This window comes from Cohnella algarum (assembly GCF_016937515.1).
GTDB lineage: Bacteria > Bacillota > Bacilli > Paenibacillales > Paenibacillaceae > Cohnella > Cohnella algarum.
Genome location: NZ_JAFHKM010000002.1, coordinates 5,389,867 through 5,407,278 on the forward strand (window position 1 = coordinate 5,389,867; position 17,412 = coordinate 5,407,278).

Here is a 17,412-nt window from a genome sequence, read left to right on the forward strand (position 1 = left end):
CCCTCATTCTGCGTTCCGGAGGGGGGTTTCATACGCGTTACAGGACGGTCGAATGAGGTTCTTCCCCCATCATTCGGACCAGGCGATTGTTCTCGTCCACGAGGGCCACCTTCGGTTCGTGGCGCTTCGCCTCTTCGTCGGTCATGTAGCCGTAGGCGATGATGATGACCGTATCGCCGGGCTGGACGAGGCGGGCGGCGGCCCCGTTCAGGCAGACGACTCCCGAGCCGCGGGGACCGGATATCGCGTACGTTTCGAAGCGCGCTCCGTTATGGTTGTTGACGATCTGGACCTTCTCGTCCGGCAAAATGTCGACGGCATCCATCAAGTCCCGGTCGATCGTAATGCTGCCGACATAATTCAAGTTCGCTTCCGTAACGGTCGCGCGGTGGATTTTGGACTTCATCATTTGCCGCAGCATTCAGGACCGCTCCTTTCGTGGTCGTTCGAGTAAAACGTTGTCGATGAGCCGCGTTTTGCCGAACCGCACGGCGAGGGCGACGAGAATCCGCTCTTCCGCCCGGTTCAAAGGCAAATCTTCGGAAAAAGGCTCCAGGTCCGGGTAGGATACGGCTTCGACGTAATCGATATCCGCCAGCGGCTGCGTCCCCAGCCGGCGCTTGATGCGGTCGACCAGCTCGGGAGCCGTGGCTCCGCTTTCGGCCCATTCCGGAACCAGCTTCAACGTTTGCGATAAAATAAGGGCTTGACGCCGTTCCTCTTCGTTTAAGTATACGTTGCGCGAGCTCAGCGCCAGGCCGTCCGGCGCGCGGACGATCGGGCAAGGCACGATTTCGGCGGCAAGGTTCAAATCTTCCGCCATTCGGGAAACGACCGCCACCTGCTGGGCGTCCTTCAATCCGAAATAAGCGCGGTCGGGCGCGACGATGTTCAGCAGCTTGGCGACGACCGCGGCCACGCCGTCGAAATGCCCCGGCCGGCTTGCGCCGCACAGGCGCTCCGTTACGCCGCGAACCGAAACGGCCGTTCGCATCGGCCGGGGATACATCTCCTCGACCGAAGGCATAAAGATCACGTTCGCGCCCGCTTCCGCCGCGACGGTTCTGTCCCGCTCTTCGTCGCGGGGGTACCGTTCGAAATCCTCGTTCGGCCCGAATTGCAGCGGGTTGACGAAAATGCTGATCACGGTCAGCCCGTTTTCTTCCGCGGACCTTCGGATCAGGCTCGCATGCCCTTCGTGCAAATAGCCCATCGTCGGCACGAAGCCGACGGTTCCGGGCTCGCCCGCACGGCCGCGGTATTCGGCGATTTTCCGCTTCAGTTCGGCGATCGTGCGAACGACCTCCGGCGATGCCGCAACGGCATGGTTCATTGCGAATTCCCCCCGTACAACGAATTGGTCAGCGGCTGTGCCGTTTGCGGGCCGGGTTGAAAGGCGTGACCCTCTTCGGGGAACCGCTCGCCCTTCACGTCGCCGACATAGTCCGCGATCGCCGCGCGAATCGTTTCGCCGACGTCGGCATACGTTTTGACGAAGCGTTTGTCGCGAATATTCGAACCGTAGCGGATCAGATCGTGATACACGAGCACCTGTCCGTCGCATCCGCGTCCCGCGCCGATGCCGATGATCGGAATGTCGAGCGAGCGGGAAATTTCGGAGGCGAGCGGCTCGGTGACCAGCTCCAGCACGATGCCGAAAACGCCCGCGTCCCGGAGCGCCCTGGCGTCGGCCTTCAGCTTTTCGGCTTCTTCCGCTCCCTTGCCCTGGACCTTGTAACCGCCGATTTGCAGGACGGATTGGGGGGTCAAGCCCAGATGTCCCAGCACCGGGATGCCGGCTGCGACGAGCGTGCGCACTTCGTCCGCCAGATCCGCTCCGCCTTCGATTTTGACGGCGTGGGCCCCGCCTTCCTGCATGATCCGGGCGGCGTTGCGAAGCGTCGCTGCGCTTCCGAGACGGTACGTCGCAAACGGCATGTCGGTAACGATCATCGTATTCGGCGCGCCGCGAACGACCGCGCGCGTATGATAAATCATATCTTCAAGCGTGACGGGCACCGTCGTTTCATAGCCGAGCACGACGTTGCCGAGCGAATCGCCGACGAGAATCATATCGACTCCGGCTTCTTCGGCGAGCCGGGCGGAAGGATAGTCGTAAGCGGTCAGCATCGCGACCTTCGTTCCTTCTCTTTTCATTGTTCGCAAACGAGGCAAAGTTAATGGCTGTTTCATCGCGTGAAGCGCCTCCTCTTTTGGCCCGGACAAACAAAAAAACCTTCATTTGCCCGTGAGCAAAGAAAGGTTTCCATTCAGCAGGAACGCGCGCTTCACGTCCTTCTGTCTCGGTCCTTTCGGCTCAGAGCAGAATCCGCCGCGAAATGATCACGGTTATTCGTTTGTCCTTGAAAGCCTTGCGCAAGTGCGATTCGCGAACGGCGATAACGCCTTGCCGCTTCATTATAACAGACCGTTCTTCCGGCGTCCACGTTTTCCCGTCCGCCTCTTGTCGCGCAAGTCCGGCGGGCGGGACATATTAGCCTTCCCGCCAAGGATTGATTTCCGCCGAATAGACCGTTTCGATCGAGCCGTCGGGCAATTCCACCCGAAGCCCTCCCATGTCGCTCAAGCCGCGCGGAACGCCTTCGATGACGCCCTTGGGCGTATGCAGGACGGCGGGGCGGTTCAAATTGACCGAACGCGCTTCCCACAGCGCGCGAATCGGTTCGAACCCTTCCTGCAAGTACAGCTCGTACAGGTTTTCGAATTCTTGGAGAGTGCAGGCGATCAGCTCCGCCCGGTCGACCGGGCGGCCGGCGGCCATTTTGAGCGAAACGGCTTTGCCCGCGACCTCCTCGGGATAATCCTCCCGTTCCAGGTTGACCGAAACCCCGATCCCGACGACGATATACCGAACGCGTTCGTCTTCGGTCGCCGACTCCAGCAAAATCCCGCTGATCTTCCGCCCGTCCACGAGCAAATCGTTCGGCCATTTGATGCCGATCGAAAGCGGCACGACGGCGGAGATCGCCCGGCTGAGCGCGACCGCCGCCAGCAGCGTCAGCTGCGGGGTCGCCTGCATCGGAAGCCGCGGCCGGAGCAGCAAGCTCATCCAGATGCCCTTGCCCGCCGGCGACACCCAGGAGCGGCCCATTCGTCCCCGGCCCGCCGTTTGCTGCTCGGCAATGACGAGGGTCCCTTCGGGAGCGCCTTCTTCCGCGAGCTTGCGCATGACATCCTGCGTCGAGTGCACGCTCTCCAGCAAGTGGAGGACCCGGCCGAACGAACGCGTCTTCATTCGCCCGGCGAGCTCCGCCTGCGACAGCCTTTCCGGCCGTCCCGCAAGCCGGTAGCCGAGCCGGGGCACCGCCTCGATCCGGAACCCTTCCGCTTCCAGCTTGCGGACCTGCTTCCAGACGGCGGTGCGGCTGACGCCGAGGCGGCGGCTGATTTCTTCGCCCGAAACATAGGCGTTCGGTTCGGCCGATTCCAGCAAAGCTAACAAAGACGTTGGTTTCATTTCGTTCCTTCTTTCGAATCCCGATTTCCGCCGATATCCCCTTCGACGGCGGCGGCCTCCGCAAGCAGCGCGTCCCGCTCGTTCGGCAGCCGGCCAAGCGCGACGGCCTCAAGCAGCCGCCGCAGCGTCTTCGCGACCCAGGGGCCCGGTTTTTTGCCGACGGCCTCCGCCACTTCGTCGCCTCTGACGGCGAGCCCTCCGATCGCGGTCGCGGCCATTCGGCCCAGCCAATCCCGGGCCCGTTCGGCAAACCCGGGTTCAAGCGATCCGAGCGCCGCTTCGGGACAGGCCGCCGCCAGCGCGAGCCAATCTTCCGCGGCGGGACGGCCGAATTCGAGCACCGCCAGCGTCCAGCTCCGGCGCAGCTGCTCCCGGACCGGCCCATTAACGTCCGTTCTTTCCGTCTCCCCAAGCTCGTCCGTCCGGGAAGGGGCGGTCTTCGCCGCGTTCGCGTCCGCCGCAAGCCTCCGGCTCAGGCCGACGACAGCCGCGACCCGGGCGCCCCGCTTGACGCCGAGACATAGCGAGCGAAAAACCGCTTCCGCTTCGTCCGGCGCGGCCCCGCCGCCAAGAAGCAGCGCGCACCATCGAAGATCGGGGTCCGCCAGCCGCTTCAGGCCGGAGGCCCCGCCGCCGGTTCCGCCCGTCGGCAGCGCTGCCGACGGCGGCAGCGGCTCGCGGGCGAACCGGAGAAGCCCGCTTTCGGCCAGCAGCGCGAACGCGCGGTCGGGATCACTTCCGGCCATCATTTTGTCCAGTTCCGTTCCGACCCGCTCCATTGCAATATGCCGAAGCCGTTCCCGCTGTCCGAGCAGTCCGTCCCACGTCTTGGGCGCGAACTCGAATCCGAATTCCGCCGCGAACCGGATGCCGCGCAGCAGCCGGAGCGCGTCTTCGGAGAACCGTTCCGCCGCCTCGCCGACCGTGCGGACGATTCCACGCCGCAAATCCGCGGCGCCCCCGAACGGGTCGACCGTCGCGCCGTCTCTTCCCCATGCGATGGCGTTAATCGTGAAGTCCCGGCGCGCCAGGTCCTCCTCGACATTTCCGACGAACGACACCTCGTCGGGCCGGCGGGAATCGGTGTATTTGCCTTCCCGCCGGTACGTCGTCACTTCGAACGAGCGCCCCTCGTCCCGTACCGTTACCGTGCCGTGGGCGAGTCCGGTCGGAATCGCGTTCGGGAACATCGCGATAACCTGCTCCGGCGTCGCCGAGGTGGCGATATCGATGTCGTGCAGCTTGCGGCCGAGCAGCCGGTCGCGCACGCAGCCGCCCACCAGATAGGCGGTATGGCCGGCCGATTCGAAGCGGGCGAGCAGTCTCAACGCCGCGGCCCAGGCAATAGGATCCGTATCGGTCAAGCTGCCGCCCTCCCCGTCAAGGCGCCAAGCAAACCGGAAGCTCGAGCTCCTTGGGAATGCCTAAAACCTTGTAATAAATATTTTCGTATTGGGCGGTGATTTTATCGTTGCAAAATTCCGTTCTGGCCCGCGTCAGGCAAGCTTCCCTGAATTCGGCGTACAGCTTTTCGTCGGTCAACAGCCGCAAGGCGTTCTCCGCCATTTCCGCGGTGTTGCCGATAGCGGACAGAAATCCCGTCTTCCCGTTTAACACCAGCTCCGGGATGCCGCCCGCCGCCGAGCCGATCGTCGGAACGCCGCAAGCCATCGCCTCCAGCGCCACGAGCCCGAAGCTTTCTTTTTCCGAAGGGAGCAGCATCAGATCGGCAAGCGAAATAACTTGCGCGACGTCGTCCTGCTTGCCCAGGTAGCAAACCCGATGGCTCAAGCCCATCGCGTCGATTTTCGCCTGAATTTTCGGCAAATCCGGACCTTCGCCGACAAGCAGCAGCTTCGCCTTCGTTTTCTCGTTCACCCTGGCGAAAATGTCCACGACGTCGCAGGCCCGCTTTACCGGCCGGAAATTGGAAATGTGCATTAAAATTTTTTCGCCGGGCTCCGCATAATCCGCCCTCATGTCCGAAACGTCCCGCGGGTAATACACCCGTTTGTCCACGAAATTGTACGTCAGCTCGATCGGCCTTGCGATGTCGAGAAGCTCGCGCGTTTCCCGAATCAAATCCCCGCTGACCGCCGTGACCGCATCGCTGTTTTGAATGCCGAACCGGATCAGATCCTTGAGCGACTCGTCCTGGGCCAGCACCGTAATGTCCGTTCCGTGAAGCGTGGTGACGACCTTGAGCCGGTCGCCGGACATTTGCTTCGCCAAATAAGCGCACAAAGCATGAGGAACGGCATAATGAACGTGAAGCAGGTCAAGCTGCTGAAGCTGCGCGACCTGGTGCATTTTGCTGGCCAGCGAAAGGTCGTAGGGAGGATAGCGAAACACGTAATAATCGGTAACTTCCACTTCATGATAATAAATGTTGCGCTGGAACTTGCCCAAGCGGAATGGCACGCTGTGCGTAATGAAATGAATTTCGTGGCCCTTCTCCGCGAGCAGCTTGCCGAGTTCGGTCGCCACGACGCCGGAACCCCCGAGCGATGGATAACAGGTGATGCCGATTTTGAGCGGCCGATCCATTCCCTCTCCTCCTTTCTACATCCTATTCCCCGAATGCTTGCTTTCTTGACACAAACGAATCCGCTGCCGCGGCGTCAAAAACGATCCAGGCTTATCGGCCCTTTCGCGATGAAGCCTTCCGCAAAAACGAATTTGCGGGCTTGTCCGAACAGCTTGTCCCGCGCCGCCACGTTGTCGAGGTACCCCATCGTCAGCGGAGTCGGCACCCAGTCGCGCAAATCTCCGGCAGGCTCGAATTGCGAACGGTACGCCCGCAGCGCCTCCATTTTGCGTTCGTGCACGTCGGTGACGTCGACGACGAATTGGGGAGCATGCATATCGTTGATAAAATAATAATACAGCATGTCCACCGTCCACGCGGCTTGCTCCGGCATGTAGCGGCGCAGCTTGGCGTTGAACGCCGCTTCCTCCACCATACGGCTGCACATGACGTGGTCCGGATGGCGGTCCGCGAAATAGGGCGCGAAGACGACGCGCGGACGATACCGGCGAATGGCCGCCACGATTTTGCCGACTTGCGAGGAATCGCTTGCCGAAAGCCCGCGATCGGGCAGCTCGAGATTGTCCCGGACGGCGAGGCCGAGAACGGCCGTCGCGGCATCCGCCTCCCGCTTGCGGGTCGCTACGTCGCCGTTCGAGCTCATTTCGGCTCGCGTCAAATCGACGATGCCCGTTCTCTGCCCGCTTGCCGCCGCTTTGATCAGCGTGCCGCCCATTCCGATTTCGACATCGTCGGGGTGCGCGCCGAACGCCAGCAAATCAAGGCCGAATTCCGTACGTTCGCTCATTCTTCCAGTCCCGGCTTGTATTTGTGCACAAGCTCGCGCCACGCGAAGTCGCCGCGCTCCAGCGATTTGACGAGCAGCTCGGCCGTCGCGACGTTCGTCGCGACCGGAATGCCCTGCACGTCGCACAGGCGAAGCAGCGCTATAATGTCCGGCTCGTGCGGCTGGGCCATCAGCGGATCCCGCAAAAAGATGATGAGATCCATCTCGTTTTGCGCCACCAGCGCTCCGATTTGCTGGTCGCCGCCGAGCGGACCGGACATGAACCGGTGCACGTTAAGCGACGTGTTTTCCATAATGCGGGTGCCCGTCGTTCCGGTCGCATACAGCTTGTGCGGCTTGAGCACATGCTCGTAGGCGATCGTGAAGTTGACCATTTCGTCTTTTTTTCGGTCGTGGGCTATCAATGCGATTTGCATCATCGTCCGTTCCCCTCCACGTTCGATCGGTTTAAATTACTCTATAAATTAGTCGAGAAAATGCTCGAAGCCGTACACGAGTCCGGTTACGGTCATCACTTTTTTGATCGCGGCGTTGACGCCGGGCATGTACCCGGACCGCTCGTACGAGTCATGGCGGATTTTCAGCGTTTGGCCGTGGCCGCCGAAGATGACCTCCTGCTGGGCGAATACGCCCGGAAGACGGACGCTATGTATTCGAAACCCGTTGTAATAACCGCCTCTTGCGCCTTCGATCGTTTCCTCCTCGTTCGGATTGCCCTGGCGAAGCTCCTGCCTCGTCTGCGCGATCCATTCCGCCGTCTTGATCGAAGTGCCGGAAGGCGCGTCCAGCTTCTGATCGCCATGGTATTCGATAATTTCCACGTGAGGCATATATTTGGCCGCCATCGCGGAAAATTTCATCATGAGAATCGCTCCGATGGAGAAATTGGGCGCGATCAGTCCGCCAATGCCCTTCTCCGCGCACAGCTTGTCCAACTGTTCGATTTGCTCGGGCGTGAACCCGGTCGTCCCCACGACGGGACGAACGCCGTGCCTGATGCAAGCCTCGGTATGGGGAACCGCCGATTTCGGGTTCGTAAAGTCGACCAGAACGTCGGGCTTGGCCGCCTCCAGCGCTTCGTCCAGCCGGTCCGTCACGAAGACGCCGGTGTCGGGCTTGCCGACCAGCGCACCGGCGTCAACCCCCGCGGAAGACCTGCTTATCGCCGCCACCAGCTGCAGTTCCTGATCTTCAAGCACCATTTTGACGACTTCCCGGCCCATCCGGCCGGCGCTTCCTGCTACCGCTACTTTAATCCGTTGCGACATTCCGTTCACCTGTCCCTTTTCCTATGATTGCGAAAGTACGTTAGCTTCAAATTGCGGCGGCGTTCCGCCTTGACGAGGTCAAGCCATTTTTTCGCCTCTTCGTGCTGCGGGTGAAGCTGGAGCGTTTCTTGCAGCGCTTGGAGCGAACGTTCCAAATCGCCTTGCAAACGGTAGGCGATGCCGAGCAGAAGAAACGATTCCGCATCCAAAGGATCGAGCCTCGTTGCGTCGTTCAGCAGCCCGATCGCAAGCTCCGTCGCCGGAGGCTGCCGCTCGAGCAGCGCTTTGGCCTCGCTCGTCAGTTGTCTTGCTTCCAGCGTTTGCACATAATAAAGATAAACCGTCGCTTCAGGGTCCAACTCCGCCGCCCGCTTCGCATGGCGGATGGCGACATCGAGCTTTCCGCTTCTCGACAGCGTGACCGAAGCTTTATAATGATAGGATGCATTGTCCGGCTCCAGTTCAACCGCGCGAAGAAACCAGGCTGCGGCGGCTTCGAAGTCTCCGCGAAGTATCGCCTCGTACGCCTGCCCGACGCAACTTTCCCCATTCATGGCCGATCATCCCTCCTCATCTCGGAAAGGGGATGATACAGCATATGAAGCTTACGGAGCGTCGGTGTCCTTCTTTGTCCAGCGGTCGGCATCGCGGGTATTGAATTTATGCATGACCTTGTCGTGCGCTTCCGTCAGGTCGATGCCGAGCGAATTGGCGAAGCAGAGCACGATGAACAGGACGTCGGCGAGCTCCATCTCGATGGAATTTTCCGCCTCGTCCGGTTTTTTGGGCTTTTCTCCGTAAAGATGGTTCACTTCCCGCGCAAGCTCTCCGGCCTCCTCCGTCAAACGGGCGAGCAAGGCGAGCGGGGAAAAATAGCCTTCTTTAAACTGCGAAATATAGGCGTCCACTTCGCGCTGGATATCGGCGAGGGTCTTTTGGGCCAGCGGCTTGCCGGCGATGCGCGATTCTCCCATAAAACCGGTTCCTTTCCGTCGCAAGCTTCGGCTTGCTTGTCATTATGGACTGCTGCTCGAAAAAAGTCGAGGAAACGAATCCTTCGACTTATCCCTATGTTAGCTTAAGACGGATTCAAAAACAAACCAAATTTTTGGCGGAGGGACGGCTTGTGAACAACAAACGCTTGGAAGATTCGGTCCGATCCTGGCTCGTTCTGATTGCGGGAACGGCCATTTACGCCTTCGGGCTGGAGTACTTCATTTTGCCCAACCGGCTGATGGAAGGCGGCGTGACGGGAATCGCGGTGCTGCTGCACTATGCGGCAGGTTGGCCGACCGGGCTGTCCACCCTGCTCATCAACCTGCCGCTGTTCCTCATCGGCTGGCGTCAGCTCGGCAAAAGCGCGATGGTCTTCACGGTCGGCGGCACCGTGCTCCTGTCCTTGTTTTTATGGATATGGGAGCGCGTCATCGCGCTCGGGTGGATTCGGCCGTTCGCGACGGAGTACGACTTTTTTCTCGTCGCGCTGTATGCCGGGGTTACGCTCGGAGCCGGGCTCGGCCTCGTCTTCCGGTCGGGGGGCACGACCGGCGGGGTCGATATCATCGCCCGGATCGTGCAGCGGTGGCGGGGATTCAGCATCGGGCAAATCATTTTGGCGATGGATATCGTCATCATCGGCGCCTCGTTGTTTTTCATTCCGAAGGAGCGGGTTCTCTATACGCTCGTCAGCGTTTTTATCGCCTCCAAGGTGATCGACTTTATCCAGGAAGGGGCGTATTCGGCCAAGGCGTTCACCGTGCTGTGCAAATCGCCGGAGCAGCTCGCCAAGACGATCGCCAGGGAACTGGACCGGGGCGTCACGCTCATGCCCGCCGTCGGCGGCTATTCGGGCGAGCCGAAAACGATGCTGTACTGCGTCGTCAGCCGCTTCGAAATCCGCAAATTAAAAAGCCTCGTCCGCCAGCATGACAGACAGGCTTTTATCGTGATCAGCGACGTGCATGACGTGCTCGGCGAAGGCTTCCGGGAAGGCGAAGAAGCGACTTGAACCAACGGTCGGCCGCGTCCTTGCGCTCCCGGTCCGAACCGTAATTCGGATGCGAGCGGTCGAAACGGAACCGCCTCCATCCGGCCCAGGTCAAGATCGCCACGATGATCGAGCCCAGCGTCGCGCTGAACCCCCAGGGAGGAGGCACCACCGCCGGGACGGTCGCGGGCCGCTCCCCTTCGGGCGGGAACAATCCCTCCATCGCTTCCCGCAAAGGCGGGATCAGCTCCCCGAGCAGCTTCGGGTCGGGCGTCTCCGACCGCAACAGCCGGTCCGCGTAGCGAATGACCGCATCCCCCCGCTCGACGACGTAAGGCTCTCTTTGCAGCGCGACCGCCGTCCGAATGAGCCGGTAATGATCCGCCAGGCCGTTCCATGCCGCTTGCGCTTCCTTCGTTACGCGCCCCGGGCTTGCGCCAAGCTCTCGTTCCAATACGCTTACGTCTTCCCGCAGCACCGGACGATATTGAAGCCACAGCGGCTTTCGCGGCTCGGCAAGGGCATCCGCCGCAAGCCGCAATTCCGCCGCAGATGTCTGAATCCGTTTGGCGTCTTGCGAGACGGCGGCCATCGCCCGCTTCATCTTGGCGACGCTGTCGGCGAGCGCCTGGATCCCCTCCGCCGTGGCGATCGCCGTCATCGGCAATTTTCGCAGCCGAAGTTCCGCTTCCTGCAGCGAACGGGCGGCGGCAAGCCTGTCCCCTTCGCCTACCGCTTTGTACAGCGCTTCGGCCGCGTTTCGGAACGCCCTCACCGCCTGATCGTCGGCGGCCTGAGCGGTCGAAGAAGCGTCCGCGCCGGCGGACCGTTCGGGAGCGTCGCCTGCGGCTTTCGCGCCGGCGGCCGCCGAAAAGAGCAGTACGGCCGCCAGCGCCAGCAGCGGCATGAGCCGAAGCCCGCACATATGAAGGAATCGGGACCATCTGCCGTTTCGTCTTTGACGGCGGCGGTTCCGATTTGTCGATAACGAATCAGCGCAAACCATGGACATCCCCCTCCTGCCTTACCTTATGAGGGGATGTCCACGCTTAGAACCGGTTCGAATCCGCCGAAGCCGGGATGCCGCGAATCGTATCGAGATAGCGAAACAGGCCGCCGGCCATGACGCTGAAGGCGGTCAACAGGAACGTAAACAGGGCGACTTCCTGCAAATAAGCGGGATCGAGCTGCCTCGGCAAATAAGGGTAAACGCCGTACCCGTAGTCGACGGTGTCGTTCAAAAACGTCCAGAACGCCGCCGCGCCGAGCGCCCATCCGCCGAACCGGAAAAACCGGGCGTACGCGCATGCGCAGACGGCCATCGCGGTATGGGACGCGACGAGCATCCAGTCTTGCCAGACGAGCTGGTCGCCGAGCGCCGCTCCCGCGAAAATGACGGCCGTCGCCCAAATGCCGTATTTGATCGACGTGACGACCGCCAGCGCTTCGACGATGGCGCGAACGCCGCCCCAAAATCCGCCGCCCGTCGGTTTCGGCCGCAGCCAAAGCCACAAAACGGCGATCGCGAAAAACAGCGACGCCGTCGGGCTGTCCGGCACGAACGGAAGCTGCCACAACGGATGCGTTTCCCACGTGTCCTGGAGCTGTCCCCCGTACCAGATATAACCGTAAACCGTGCCGGGAACGTAAAAAATCATCAGCAGCGTCAGCGTCGTCGGGTGCAGCAAACATCCCCGGGACAAAAACCATTTCCAGCTCATGCCTTGTCTCCTCTCGATTGAAACGACGCGCCGAAACGCTTCGAATCGTTGCAAAAGACCTGACCGTTTCCGGTCAGGTCTGCTCGTGGTTCGTCTTTATTCCGCCGCTTCGGCCTTCTGCGTCGAAAGCCAGGTGGCGATTTGGTCGATTTGCTCGTTCGTCAGTTCGGCAGGTCCGCCTTTACCCTCTCCGAACGCCGGCATCGCGCCTTCGCCCGCGCCGTTCGTGATGATGTCGACGAGCTCTTCCTTCGACATCGTGTCGCCGATGCCGCGAAGCGACGGCGCGCCTCCGCCTTCGAGCTCCGCGCCGTGGCAGGCGATGCATTGCGCTTCCTGCATGATGCTGAACGCGGGATCGTCGGGGTTGACGAGCGCCACGACGTTCTCCTTGCCGGCGATAAATCGCCCCTTGCCCTGTTCGATCGATTCGCGCGATCTCTCCTCGCGTTCGATATGCTCGGGGACGACGCCGTTTTTCTCGAGTTCATGCTGGTAGTGATCCCAGGATACCCAGGTCAGGTATACGCAGGCGACCAGCGAAACGATCATCAGCGAGGAAGCGATCGGACGGCGGTAGAAGCGGCGCTCCTTGCCGGTATCGAGAAACGGCGCGAGGAGCAGAGCTCCGAACGCGATCCCCGGAATCCCGATCGTGCCGAGCACGATGTAGCTTTCGGATGCGTAATGATACTTGAGCAGCTGGTAAATAAACAGAAAGTACCAGTCCGGCATCGGGATGAACGATCCGTTCATCGGATCCGCCGGGTAACCGAGCGGAGCCGGATGAGCGATCGTCAGAACGAGAAAGCCGACCAGAACGACGACGCCGGCCATCCATTCCTTGAGCAGGAAGTTCGGGATGAACGCTTCGGACTTTCCGGGGAAAGCCGTATAGTCCGGAGGCGTCTGAAAGCCCTTGCCCTTGCGAATGCGGGAATCGCCGATATAAACGACTTTTTCATCGGATTTGGATCCGTGTCCGTGTGCCATAAGCTTGCCACTCCCCTCTTTCTTACAGCGGCCCGGAGATGCCCTGTTTTCGAATCATGAAGAAGTGCGCAGCTAGCAGCGTAAGCAGCAGGCCCGGCAGGAAGAAGACGTGGATCGCGAAGAAACGCGTGAGCGTTTGCGCGCCGACGATCGTGCCCCCAGCCAGCAACTCCTTGATGTACCCGCCGATCCAAGGAACCGAACCGGCGATTTCCATGCCGACCTTGGTCGCGAAGTACGCCTTGTTGTCCCACGGCAGCAAATAGCCCGTGAAGCCAAGGCCCAGCATGACGAAGAAAATGAGCATTCCGACGACCCAGTTCATTTCGCGCGGCGCTTTGTAAGAACCGGTGAAAAATACGCGAAGGGTATGTAGGAACATCATAACGATAACCAGACTCGCTCCCCAGTGGTGCATGCCCCGGACGATCGCGCCGAAGGCTACCTGATGCTGGAGGTAATCGACGCTGTAGTAAGCGTTGATAATGTCCGGCACATAATACATGGTCAGAAACATCCCCGAAAGGATTTGGATGACGGTAATGAAGAACGTCAATCCGCCGAAGCAATAGACGAATGCGGAGAAGTGATGCGCCGGGTTGACGTGCTCCGGCACCTCGTGGTCCGCGATATCGCGCCACAACGGCGTAACGTCGAGACGCTCGTCAATCCAGTTATACATGCTTTTAAACATGGGACGAAACGCCCTCCTTCTACGTGCGCGTATTCGATACTAGCGGTCCGAGGTACACCCACCCGTTTTCGATCTTGACCTCGTACTCGTCGAGCGCCTTGGGCGCTACCGCCAGATTTTTGCCGTCTTTCGTATACCGTGCCCCGTGACAAGGACAGTGATATTCGTCCGGCTTCTCCGTGCCCCAGCTGATCGTGCACCCCAAGTGCTTGCACACCGGCGACAGCGCAAAGATCTTGTTGTCGTTGCCTTTCGCGATGTACGCTTCCAACTGCGGATCGCTCTCGTACCATCCGTCCACCTGATGGATCTTGAACGAAATCTTTTGCGGATCCTGCGTCACCTTGGCTTCTTCGACGACCTTCACGAAGCCGGTTTCCGTTTTCTTCTGGAGAAGCGGATCGACGGCGAAACGAAGCATCGGAAGGATGGCGCCGCCGGCCATAAATGCGGTCGCGCCGCCCAGCGTATAGGACAGAAATTGACGTCTTGTCATTTCCTGGCGTTTGATCGGCTTATGCGCGGCCTCGTGCTGCTCGTTATGTTCCATTGTTCTACCCCCTTTGCCCACCAATGTCGCTGTCCACCATGGACATTGCCTTACTGTTCACAAGACATAATTTATAATAGTACACGCATATGGGGGCGTCAACAATTGCCAAGACGAATAACCGGCTTGTGTGAAAACGCAGGTCAAAAATGTTTCAAATTTGTCACATTTGTCGGACTTGTGGAGACGGTAATTGGTATTCCCCAAACGTGGAAAATTATGCGTCTTTCCACAGGGCTGCGACCGGCCTGCAGATCGCTTCCGCATCGGGCCTCTCTTCCGGACGGGCGGGCTGAACGAGCAAATCGGCCGAGGCCGGCAATGCCTTCAGCAAGCCCGCCGTTCCGGAAACGACCACGACGAAGCGGAAGCCGGCGGCCTTAAGCGCATCGCAGCGCCGCTCCAGAAGCTCCCCGTCGGCCGACGCTTCCGCGTCGAAATAATGATACGCGGGCAGCGTGACGGCCCGGCCTTTGAACGCCGTTTCGAGCGGGGACAGCCAGTCCCCGACGGCCGCCGCCTTGTCCGTCATTTCCGCCGGCGTCTCCCTTCCGGTAAGGCCGGTTACCGGGAGCAGGCATGTATCGAAGTACATTTGCAGCCCCGGCCAGGTAAGCGAATCGAATTCACTGAATTTCATGCCGTGCATTCTTCCTTTGCATAACGTTTTAGAGCAGCGAGCCGAAAAAGGTCATGATCTTTTCGTCGATTCCCGGCAGGCCCTCGTGCCCGAAATCCGGATAGACCGCCAGCTGCTTGGGGGCCGTAATTTTGTTGTAGGCCGCGAATTGAGTCGAAGGCGGCGTAATCGAATCCATCAGCCCGACCGCCATCAGCACGTCCCCGCGGATCCGCGAAGCGAGATGCTGGACGTCGATGTAGCCGAGCCGCTCGAAAAATTCGTTCTCCCGCTCATGCAGCGGATCGAACAGACGGAAATACGTTTTGAGCTCTTCGTAGGCGTCCTTGGCCAGGTCCATCTCCCAAACGCGCCGATAATCGCTCAAAAACGGATAGATCGGCGCGAGCTTGGCGATCCGCGGCTCCAGCGCCGCGCACGCGAGCGTCAGCCCTCCGCCTTGGGACGCTCCCATCGCGGCGACGCGGCCGCCGTCCACTTCCGGCAATTCCATGACGATGCCGGCAAGCTGCGCCGCATCCAGAAAAACATGACGGAACAGCAGGTTGTCCGGATCGTCGTCGACCCCGCGGATAATATGGCCCCGCAGCGTATTTCCCTTGACGCCTCCCGCATCCTCGGACTGCCCGCCCTGGCCGCGCACGTCCATCGCCGCGACGGAAAAGCCCAACGCGGCGTAGCCGAGCTTGGAAACCCAATCTCCGGCATGTCCCGAATAGCCGTGGAATTGAACGACGGCGGGGTGCGGCGAGGGCGCGTTTTTCGGCCTTGCGTACTTGGCATGGATTCGGGCACCGCGAACGCCCGTAAAGTAAAGATCGAAGCATTCGGCAAAAGGCACTTGAAAGCGGGCCGGGACCAGCTTCAATTGAGGGTCCGTCGCGCGCATTTCGGCGAGCGCCCGGTCCCAATAGGCGTCAAAATCGGAAGGCTTCGGATTTCTCCCTTCGTACGCCTGCAATTGGCTTAGCGGCATGTCGAGCAGCGGCAAGTTCGTTCATTCCTTCCTCTTATTTAACGGTAAAATCCTCCTTTCTTCATCCTACTGCAAATTCCGTCCGCAGAAAAGCGTTTTCTTTTTCGAAACAAACAACCTCCCGATCCGCCGCGCGTGGCGGCGGCCGGGAGGTCGGGCCGTATCGGGAAAGCTGGAAGGATCGTCCGTCGGCATTACGGTTGAATTGCCTTCAATTCGTCAGTCAGGCGCCGAAACGATTCGGCATCCCCTTGGACAAGCGCCGCGTCAATTGCCTCGTAGATTTTTGCCATCCGGTATTTTCGCAGCGCTTCGTCAAGGACCATCTCCGCCTCCAACCCGAGCATTGTCTCATAGGCGATTTTCATGTCCATCGGTTGCACCTCCAAAATCCGGCGATAGGGCTCTATCTGTCGGCTCCCCTTAAAGCATATTCATCGCTGCCGTCTCCGTTCAGGTCAATAGCCCCTTGCCGATCCTCGATATTGGTTAAATCTAAACCTTTTCTTTCATCGCGCTTTTTCCGATAGGCGTCAGCCGAACGAGCGGCACCCCGTCGTTCGTCTCTCCCCACCGCAGCAGGCCCAGATGCATCATCATTTTCAAAATCCGCAAGTGCAGCACGTCTTCCGCCGTATCGTAATAGTAGGGACGAACGAGCGGAAGCAGCACGGACGCGAGCGATGCCGTCGTCGTCCAATCCGCCGCCAGACGCATCGTCCATTGGGCCAAAGGCAGCACGTTCGGAATCGGCCCCCGGTAGCTCCGCAGCCAGAAACGATACATCTCCGCCGGTTCGATCGGCCGTCCGCCGCCCGCCGCGAGCAGCCCCGCCTCCGTTAATTCCAGTCTCTCCCCGCTTTCCCTTACCCAATTTTCCTGGCAGCAAAAATCGTAGAGAAGCGAGAATCGCTCGGGATATTCCCGAAAACGGCGCCCGTACCCGAATCGCCAAGCGGTTTTTCCCGGCAAAGCTTCCGTTACGGACAAAGACTCGAGCAGCTGTCCGAGCTGCCTTTTGTACAGATAGCCTTCCGAGGTCAGCAAAATGTCGTGATCGCGCACGTAGCGCAAAAACAGAACGGCATCCTCGCATAGCAGGTTCCGCTCGTCCCGGTAGACGCCGGGCTCTTCGCGGACGTCCAGCCGATTGCGAAACCGCTCGTCCAGAACGTCGGCAAGCCGGCTTTTGACGTCTTCCGGCACCTGTAACATGTAACGGGTATGCTGCGTAAAACCGTTGAACAGCCATCCGAACCGCTTGAACCTGGCGATTGCCTGCCGGGCCGAATGATCGGGTACGGGAGGCGCCTCGCTCGCCGCTTTCCCTTTTCGGCGGCCGCTTCCGGATTTCGAAGCGCGCCCTTTCGGCGCCGGAGCCGTCTTGACAGCCGCGGGTTCCGCCGCCGGCACGGACGCCCGGGCATTCGTATCGGATGCCGTCCACAAAGCCCTGGCCGTCAAATCTTCCAGGCTGTACAGCTCCCTGGGCTCGAACAGAAGCGAATTCAGAAGCCGCAAGTCTTCCTCGCTCATTCCGTCCACCCTTTGCGCGATTGCCTCCCGTCTTTGCACCGTCGACAAAATCGATTGGATCAACTCGTGCTTCGAGTGGCTGCTCGTTTCGCAGCCATACGTTTCGGCAATGCGCGTCAATTGCTCGATGTCGGCATAGGTGAGCATATCCGCTAAATTCATCGGCATTCCCCGTTTCCGGAGGATTTATATGCCATTATCGGTGGATTTCGCGCCGTTTAAACGTCCGGCCAA

21 protein-coding genes are annotated in these 17,412 nt (G+C 60.2%); 1 reads left to right on the forward strand and 20 read right to left on the reverse strand.

What is annotated here, in order from left to right:
• Nucleotides 1–37 precede the first annotated feature (37 nt).
• From panD to JW799_RS24345, 11 genes are all read right to left on the reverse strand, one after another.
• Nucleotides 38–421: an aspartate 1-decarboxylase gene (gene panD, locus JW799_RS24295; protein ID WP_080838766.1), complete on the reverse strand. Its 384-nt coding sequence runs from the start codon at nucleotides 419–421 to the stop codon at nucleotides 38–40.
• The gene (gene panC, locus JW799_RS24300; RefSeq protein ID WP_080838765.1) at nucleotides 422–1,333 is read right to left on the reverse strand and encodes a pantoate--beta-alanine ligase; all 912 of its coding nucleotides are present in this window, start codon (nucleotides 1,331–1,333) and stop codon (nucleotides 422–424) included.
• A complete protein-coding gene (gene panB, locus JW799_RS24305) occupies nucleotides 1,330–2,193 on the reverse strand; it encodes a 3-methyl-2-oxobutanoate hydroxymethyltransferase (protein ID WP_080838764.1) in 864 nt (287 codons plus the stop codon). The genes panC and panB overlap by 4 nt, the downstream gene beginning before the upstream one ends.
• A gap of 301 nt (nucleotides 2,194–2,494) precedes the next feature.
• Nucleotides 2,495–3,478, reverse strand: coding sequence for a biotin--[acetyl-CoA-carboxylase] ligase (locus JW799_RS24310; RefSeq protein ID WP_080838763.1), 984 nt, complete (start codon nucleotides 3,476–3,478; stop codon nucleotides 2,495–2,497).
• Nucleotides 3,475–4,842, reverse strand: a complete 1,368-nt coding sequence (locus JW799_RS24315) for a CCA tRNA nucleotidyltransferase (protein ID WP_205432082.1) — start codon at nucleotides 4,840–4,842, stop codon at nucleotides 3,475–3,477. Before JW799_RS24315 ends, JW799_RS24310 begins: the two co-directional genes overlap by 4 nt.
• A 16-nt stretch (nucleotides 4,843–4,858) precedes the next feature.
• Nucleotides 4,859–6,025, reverse strand: coding sequence for an N-acetyl-alpha-D-glucosaminyl L-malate synthase BshA (gene bshA / locus JW799_RS24320; protein WP_205432083.1), 1,167 nt, complete (start codon nucleotides 6,023–6,025; stop codon nucleotides 4,859–4,861).
• 74 nt (nucleotides 6,026–6,099) lie between these two features.
• Complete coding sequence (bshB1, locus tag JW799_RS24325; RefSeq protein WP_080838757.1) at nucleotides 6,100–6,813, reverse strand: bacillithiol biosynthesis deacetylase BshB1; 714 nt, start codon at nucleotides 6,811–6,813, stop codon at nucleotides 6,100–6,102.
• The gene (gene mgsA, locus JW799_RS24330) at nucleotides 6,810–7,232 is read right to left on the reverse strand and encodes a methylglyoxal synthase (protein WP_080838755.1); all 423 of its coding nucleotides are present in this window, start codon (nucleotides 7,230–7,232) and stop codon (nucleotides 6,810–6,812) included. Before mgsA ends, bshB1 begins: the two co-directional genes overlap by 4 nt.
• Before the next feature lie 45 nt (nucleotides 7,233–7,277).
• Nucleotides 7,278–8,081: a 4-hydroxy-tetrahydrodipicolinate reductase gene (gene dapB, locus JW799_RS24335; protein WP_080840929.1), complete on the reverse strand. Its 804-nt coding sequence runs from the start codon at nucleotides 8,079–8,081 to the stop codon at nucleotides 7,278–7,280.
• Between the two features lie 5 nt (nucleotides 8,082–8,086).
• The gene (locus tag JW799_RS24340; RefSeq protein ID WP_080838753.1) at nucleotides 8,087–8,635 is read right to left on the reverse strand and encodes a tetratricopeptide repeat protein; all 549 of its coding nucleotides are present in this window, start codon (nucleotides 8,633–8,635) and stop codon (nucleotides 8,087–8,089) included.
• 51 nt (nucleotides 8,636–8,686) lie between these two features.
• Entirely contained in the window at nucleotides 8,687–9,055 is a 369-nt protein-coding gene (locus JW799_RS24345) for a nucleotide pyrophosphohydrolase (protein WP_080838751.1), read from the reverse strand.
• Between the two features lie 152 nt (nucleotides 9,056–9,207).
• On the opposite strand from JW799_RS24345, the gene JW799_RS24350 reads away from it, so the two are divergent.
• Entirely contained in the window at nucleotides 9,208–10,089 is an 882-nt protein-coding gene (locus tag JW799_RS24350) for a YitT family protein (RefSeq protein WP_245809787.1), read from the forward strand.
• Here JW799_RS24350 and JW799_RS24355 read toward each other — a convergent pair.
• The 9 genes from JW799_RS24355 to JW799_RS24395 all read right to left on the reverse strand — a co-directional run bounded on the left by JW799_RS24355 (nucleotide 10,031) and on the right by JW799_RS24395 (nucleotide 17,340).
• Nucleotides 10,031–11,074, reverse strand: a complete 1,044-nt coding sequence (locus tag JW799_RS24355; RefSeq protein WP_205432084.1) for a sporulation protein YpjB — start codon at nucleotides 11,072–11,074, stop codon at nucleotides 10,031–10,033. The genes JW799_RS24350 and JW799_RS24355 overlap by 59 nt on opposite strands.
• A gap of 43 nt (nucleotides 11,075–11,117) precedes the next feature.
• The gene (locus JW799_RS24360) at nucleotides 11,118–11,789 is read right to left on the reverse strand and encodes a DUF1405 domain-containing protein (protein ID WP_080838747.1); all 672 of its coding nucleotides are present in this window, start codon (nucleotides 11,787–11,789) and stop codon (nucleotides 11,118–11,120) included.
• A gap of 96 nt (nucleotides 11,790–11,885) precedes the next feature.
• Nucleotides 11,886–12,782 carry a menaquinol-cytochrome c reductase cytochrome b/c subunit gene (locus tag JW799_RS24365; RefSeq protein ID WP_205432085.1) on the reverse strand — a complete coding sequence of 299 codons (897 nt, stop codon included), beginning with the start codon at nucleotides 12,780–12,782 and terminating at the stop codon, nucleotides 11,886–11,888.
• A gap of 22 nt (nucleotides 12,783–12,804) precedes the next feature.
• Nucleotides 12,805–13,476, reverse strand: a complete 672-nt coding sequence (gene qcrB, locus JW799_RS24370; RefSeq protein WP_080838743.1) for a menaquinol-cytochrome c reductase cytochrome b subunit — start codon at nucleotides 13,474–13,476, stop codon at nucleotides 12,805–12,807.
• A gap of 19 nt (nucleotides 13,477–13,495) precedes the next feature.
• Complete coding sequence (locus JW799_RS24375; RefSeq protein ID WP_080838741.1) at nucleotides 13,496–14,026, reverse strand: Rieske (2Fe-2S) protein; 531 nt, start codon at nucleotides 14,024–14,026, stop codon at nucleotides 13,496–13,498.
• A 217-nt stretch (nucleotides 14,027–14,243) separates the two neighbouring features.
• Nucleotides 14,244–14,666, reverse strand: a complete 423-nt coding sequence (locus JW799_RS24380; protein WP_176220847.1) for a DUF2487 family protein — start codon at nucleotides 14,664–14,666, stop codon at nucleotides 14,244–14,246.
• A 28-nt stretch (nucleotides 14,667–14,694) separates the two neighbouring features.
• Nucleotides 14,695–15,657, reverse strand: coding sequence for an acetylxylan esterase (locus JW799_RS24385; RefSeq protein WP_080838733.1), 963 nt, complete (start codon nucleotides 15,655–15,657; stop codon nucleotides 14,695–14,697).
• A gap of 179 nt (nucleotides 15,658–15,836) precedes the next feature.
• Nucleotides 15,837–16,016, reverse strand: coding sequence for an IDEAL domain-containing protein (locus tag JW799_RS24390; RefSeq protein WP_080838730.1), 180 nt, complete (start codon nucleotides 16,014–16,016; stop codon nucleotides 15,837–15,839).
• Nucleotides 16,017–16,137: 121 nt separating this feature from the next.
• Nucleotides 16,138–17,340, reverse strand: a complete 1,203-nt coding sequence (locus JW799_RS24395; RefSeq protein WP_205432087.1) for a hypothetical protein — start codon at nucleotides 17,338–17,340, stop codon at nucleotides 16,138–16,140.
• Nucleotides 17,341–17,412: the final 72 nt, after the last annotated feature.

Excerpts from the sequence above, each read along its gene's own strand:
- panD (WP_080838766.1), bottom strand. The coding sequence starts at position 421 with ATGCTGCGGCAAATGATGAAGTCCAAAATCCACCGCGCGACCGTTACG.
- panC (WP_080838765.1), bottom strand. The coding sequence starts at position 1,333 with ATGAACCATGCCGTTGCGGCATCGCCGGAGGTCGTTCGCACGATCGCC.
- panB (WP_080838764.1), bottom strand. The coding sequence starts at position 2,193 with ATGAAACAGCCATTAACTTTGCCTCGTTTGCGAACAATGAAAAGAGAA.
- JW799_RS24310 (WP_080838763.1), bottom strand. The coding sequence starts at position 3,478 with ATGAAACCAACGTCTTTGTTAGCTTTGCTGGAATCGGCCGAACCGAAC.
- bshA (WP_205432083.1), bottom strand. The coding sequence starts at position 6,025 with ATGGATCGGCCGCTCAAAATCGGCATCACCTGTTATCCATCGCTCGGG.
- bshB1 (WP_080838757.1), bottom strand. The coding sequence starts at position 6,813 with ATGAGCGAACGTACGGAATTCGGCCTTGATTTGCTGGCGTTCGGCGCG.
- mgsA (WP_080838755.1), bottom strand. The coding sequence starts at position 7,232 with ATGATGCAAATCGCATTGATAGCCCACGACCGAAAAAAAGACGAAATG.
- dapB (WP_080840929.1), bottom strand. The coding sequence starts at position 8,081 with ATGTCGCAACGGATTAAAGTAGCGGTAGCAGGAAGCGCCGGCCGGATG.
- JW799_RS24340 (WP_080838753.1), bottom strand. The coding sequence starts at position 8,635 with ATGAATGGGGAAAGTTGCGTCGGGCAGGCGTACGAGGCGATACTTCGC.
- JW799_RS24345 (WP_080838751.1), bottom strand. The coding sequence starts at position 9,055 with ATGGGAGAATCGCGCATCGCCGGCAAGCCGCTGGCCCAAAAGACCCTC.
- JW799_RS24355 (WP_205432084.1), bottom strand. The coding sequence starts at position 11,074 with ATGGTTTGCGCTGATTCGTTATCGACAAATCGGAACCGCCGCCGTCAA.
- JW799_RS24360 (WP_080838747.1), bottom strand. The coding sequence starts at position 11,789 with ATGAGCTGGAAATGGTTTTTGTCCCGGGGATGTTTGCTGCACCCGACG.
- JW799_RS24365 (WP_205432085.1), bottom strand. The coding sequence starts at position 12,782 with ATGGCACACGGACACGGATCCAAATCCGATGAAAAAGTCGTTTATATC.
- qcrB (WP_080838743.1), bottom strand. The coding sequence starts at position 13,476 with ATGTTTAAAAGCATGTATAACTGGATTGACGAGCGTCTCGACGTTACG.
- JW799_RS24375 (WP_080838741.1), bottom strand. The coding sequence starts at position 14,026 with ATGGAACATAACGAGCAGCACGAGGCCGCGCATAAGCCGATCAAACGC.
- JW799_RS24380 (WP_176220847.1), bottom strand. The coding sequence starts at position 14,666 with ATGAAATTCAGTGAATTCGATTCGCTTACCTGGCCGGGGCTGCAAATG.
- JW799_RS24390 (WP_080838730.1), bottom strand. The coding sequence starts at position 16,016 with ATGGACATGAAAATCGCCTATGAGACAATGCTCGGGTTGGAGGCGGAG.
- JW799_RS24395 (WP_205432087.1), bottom strand. The coding sequence starts at position 17,340 with ATGAATTTAGCGGATATGCTCACCTATGCCGACATCGAGCAATTGACG.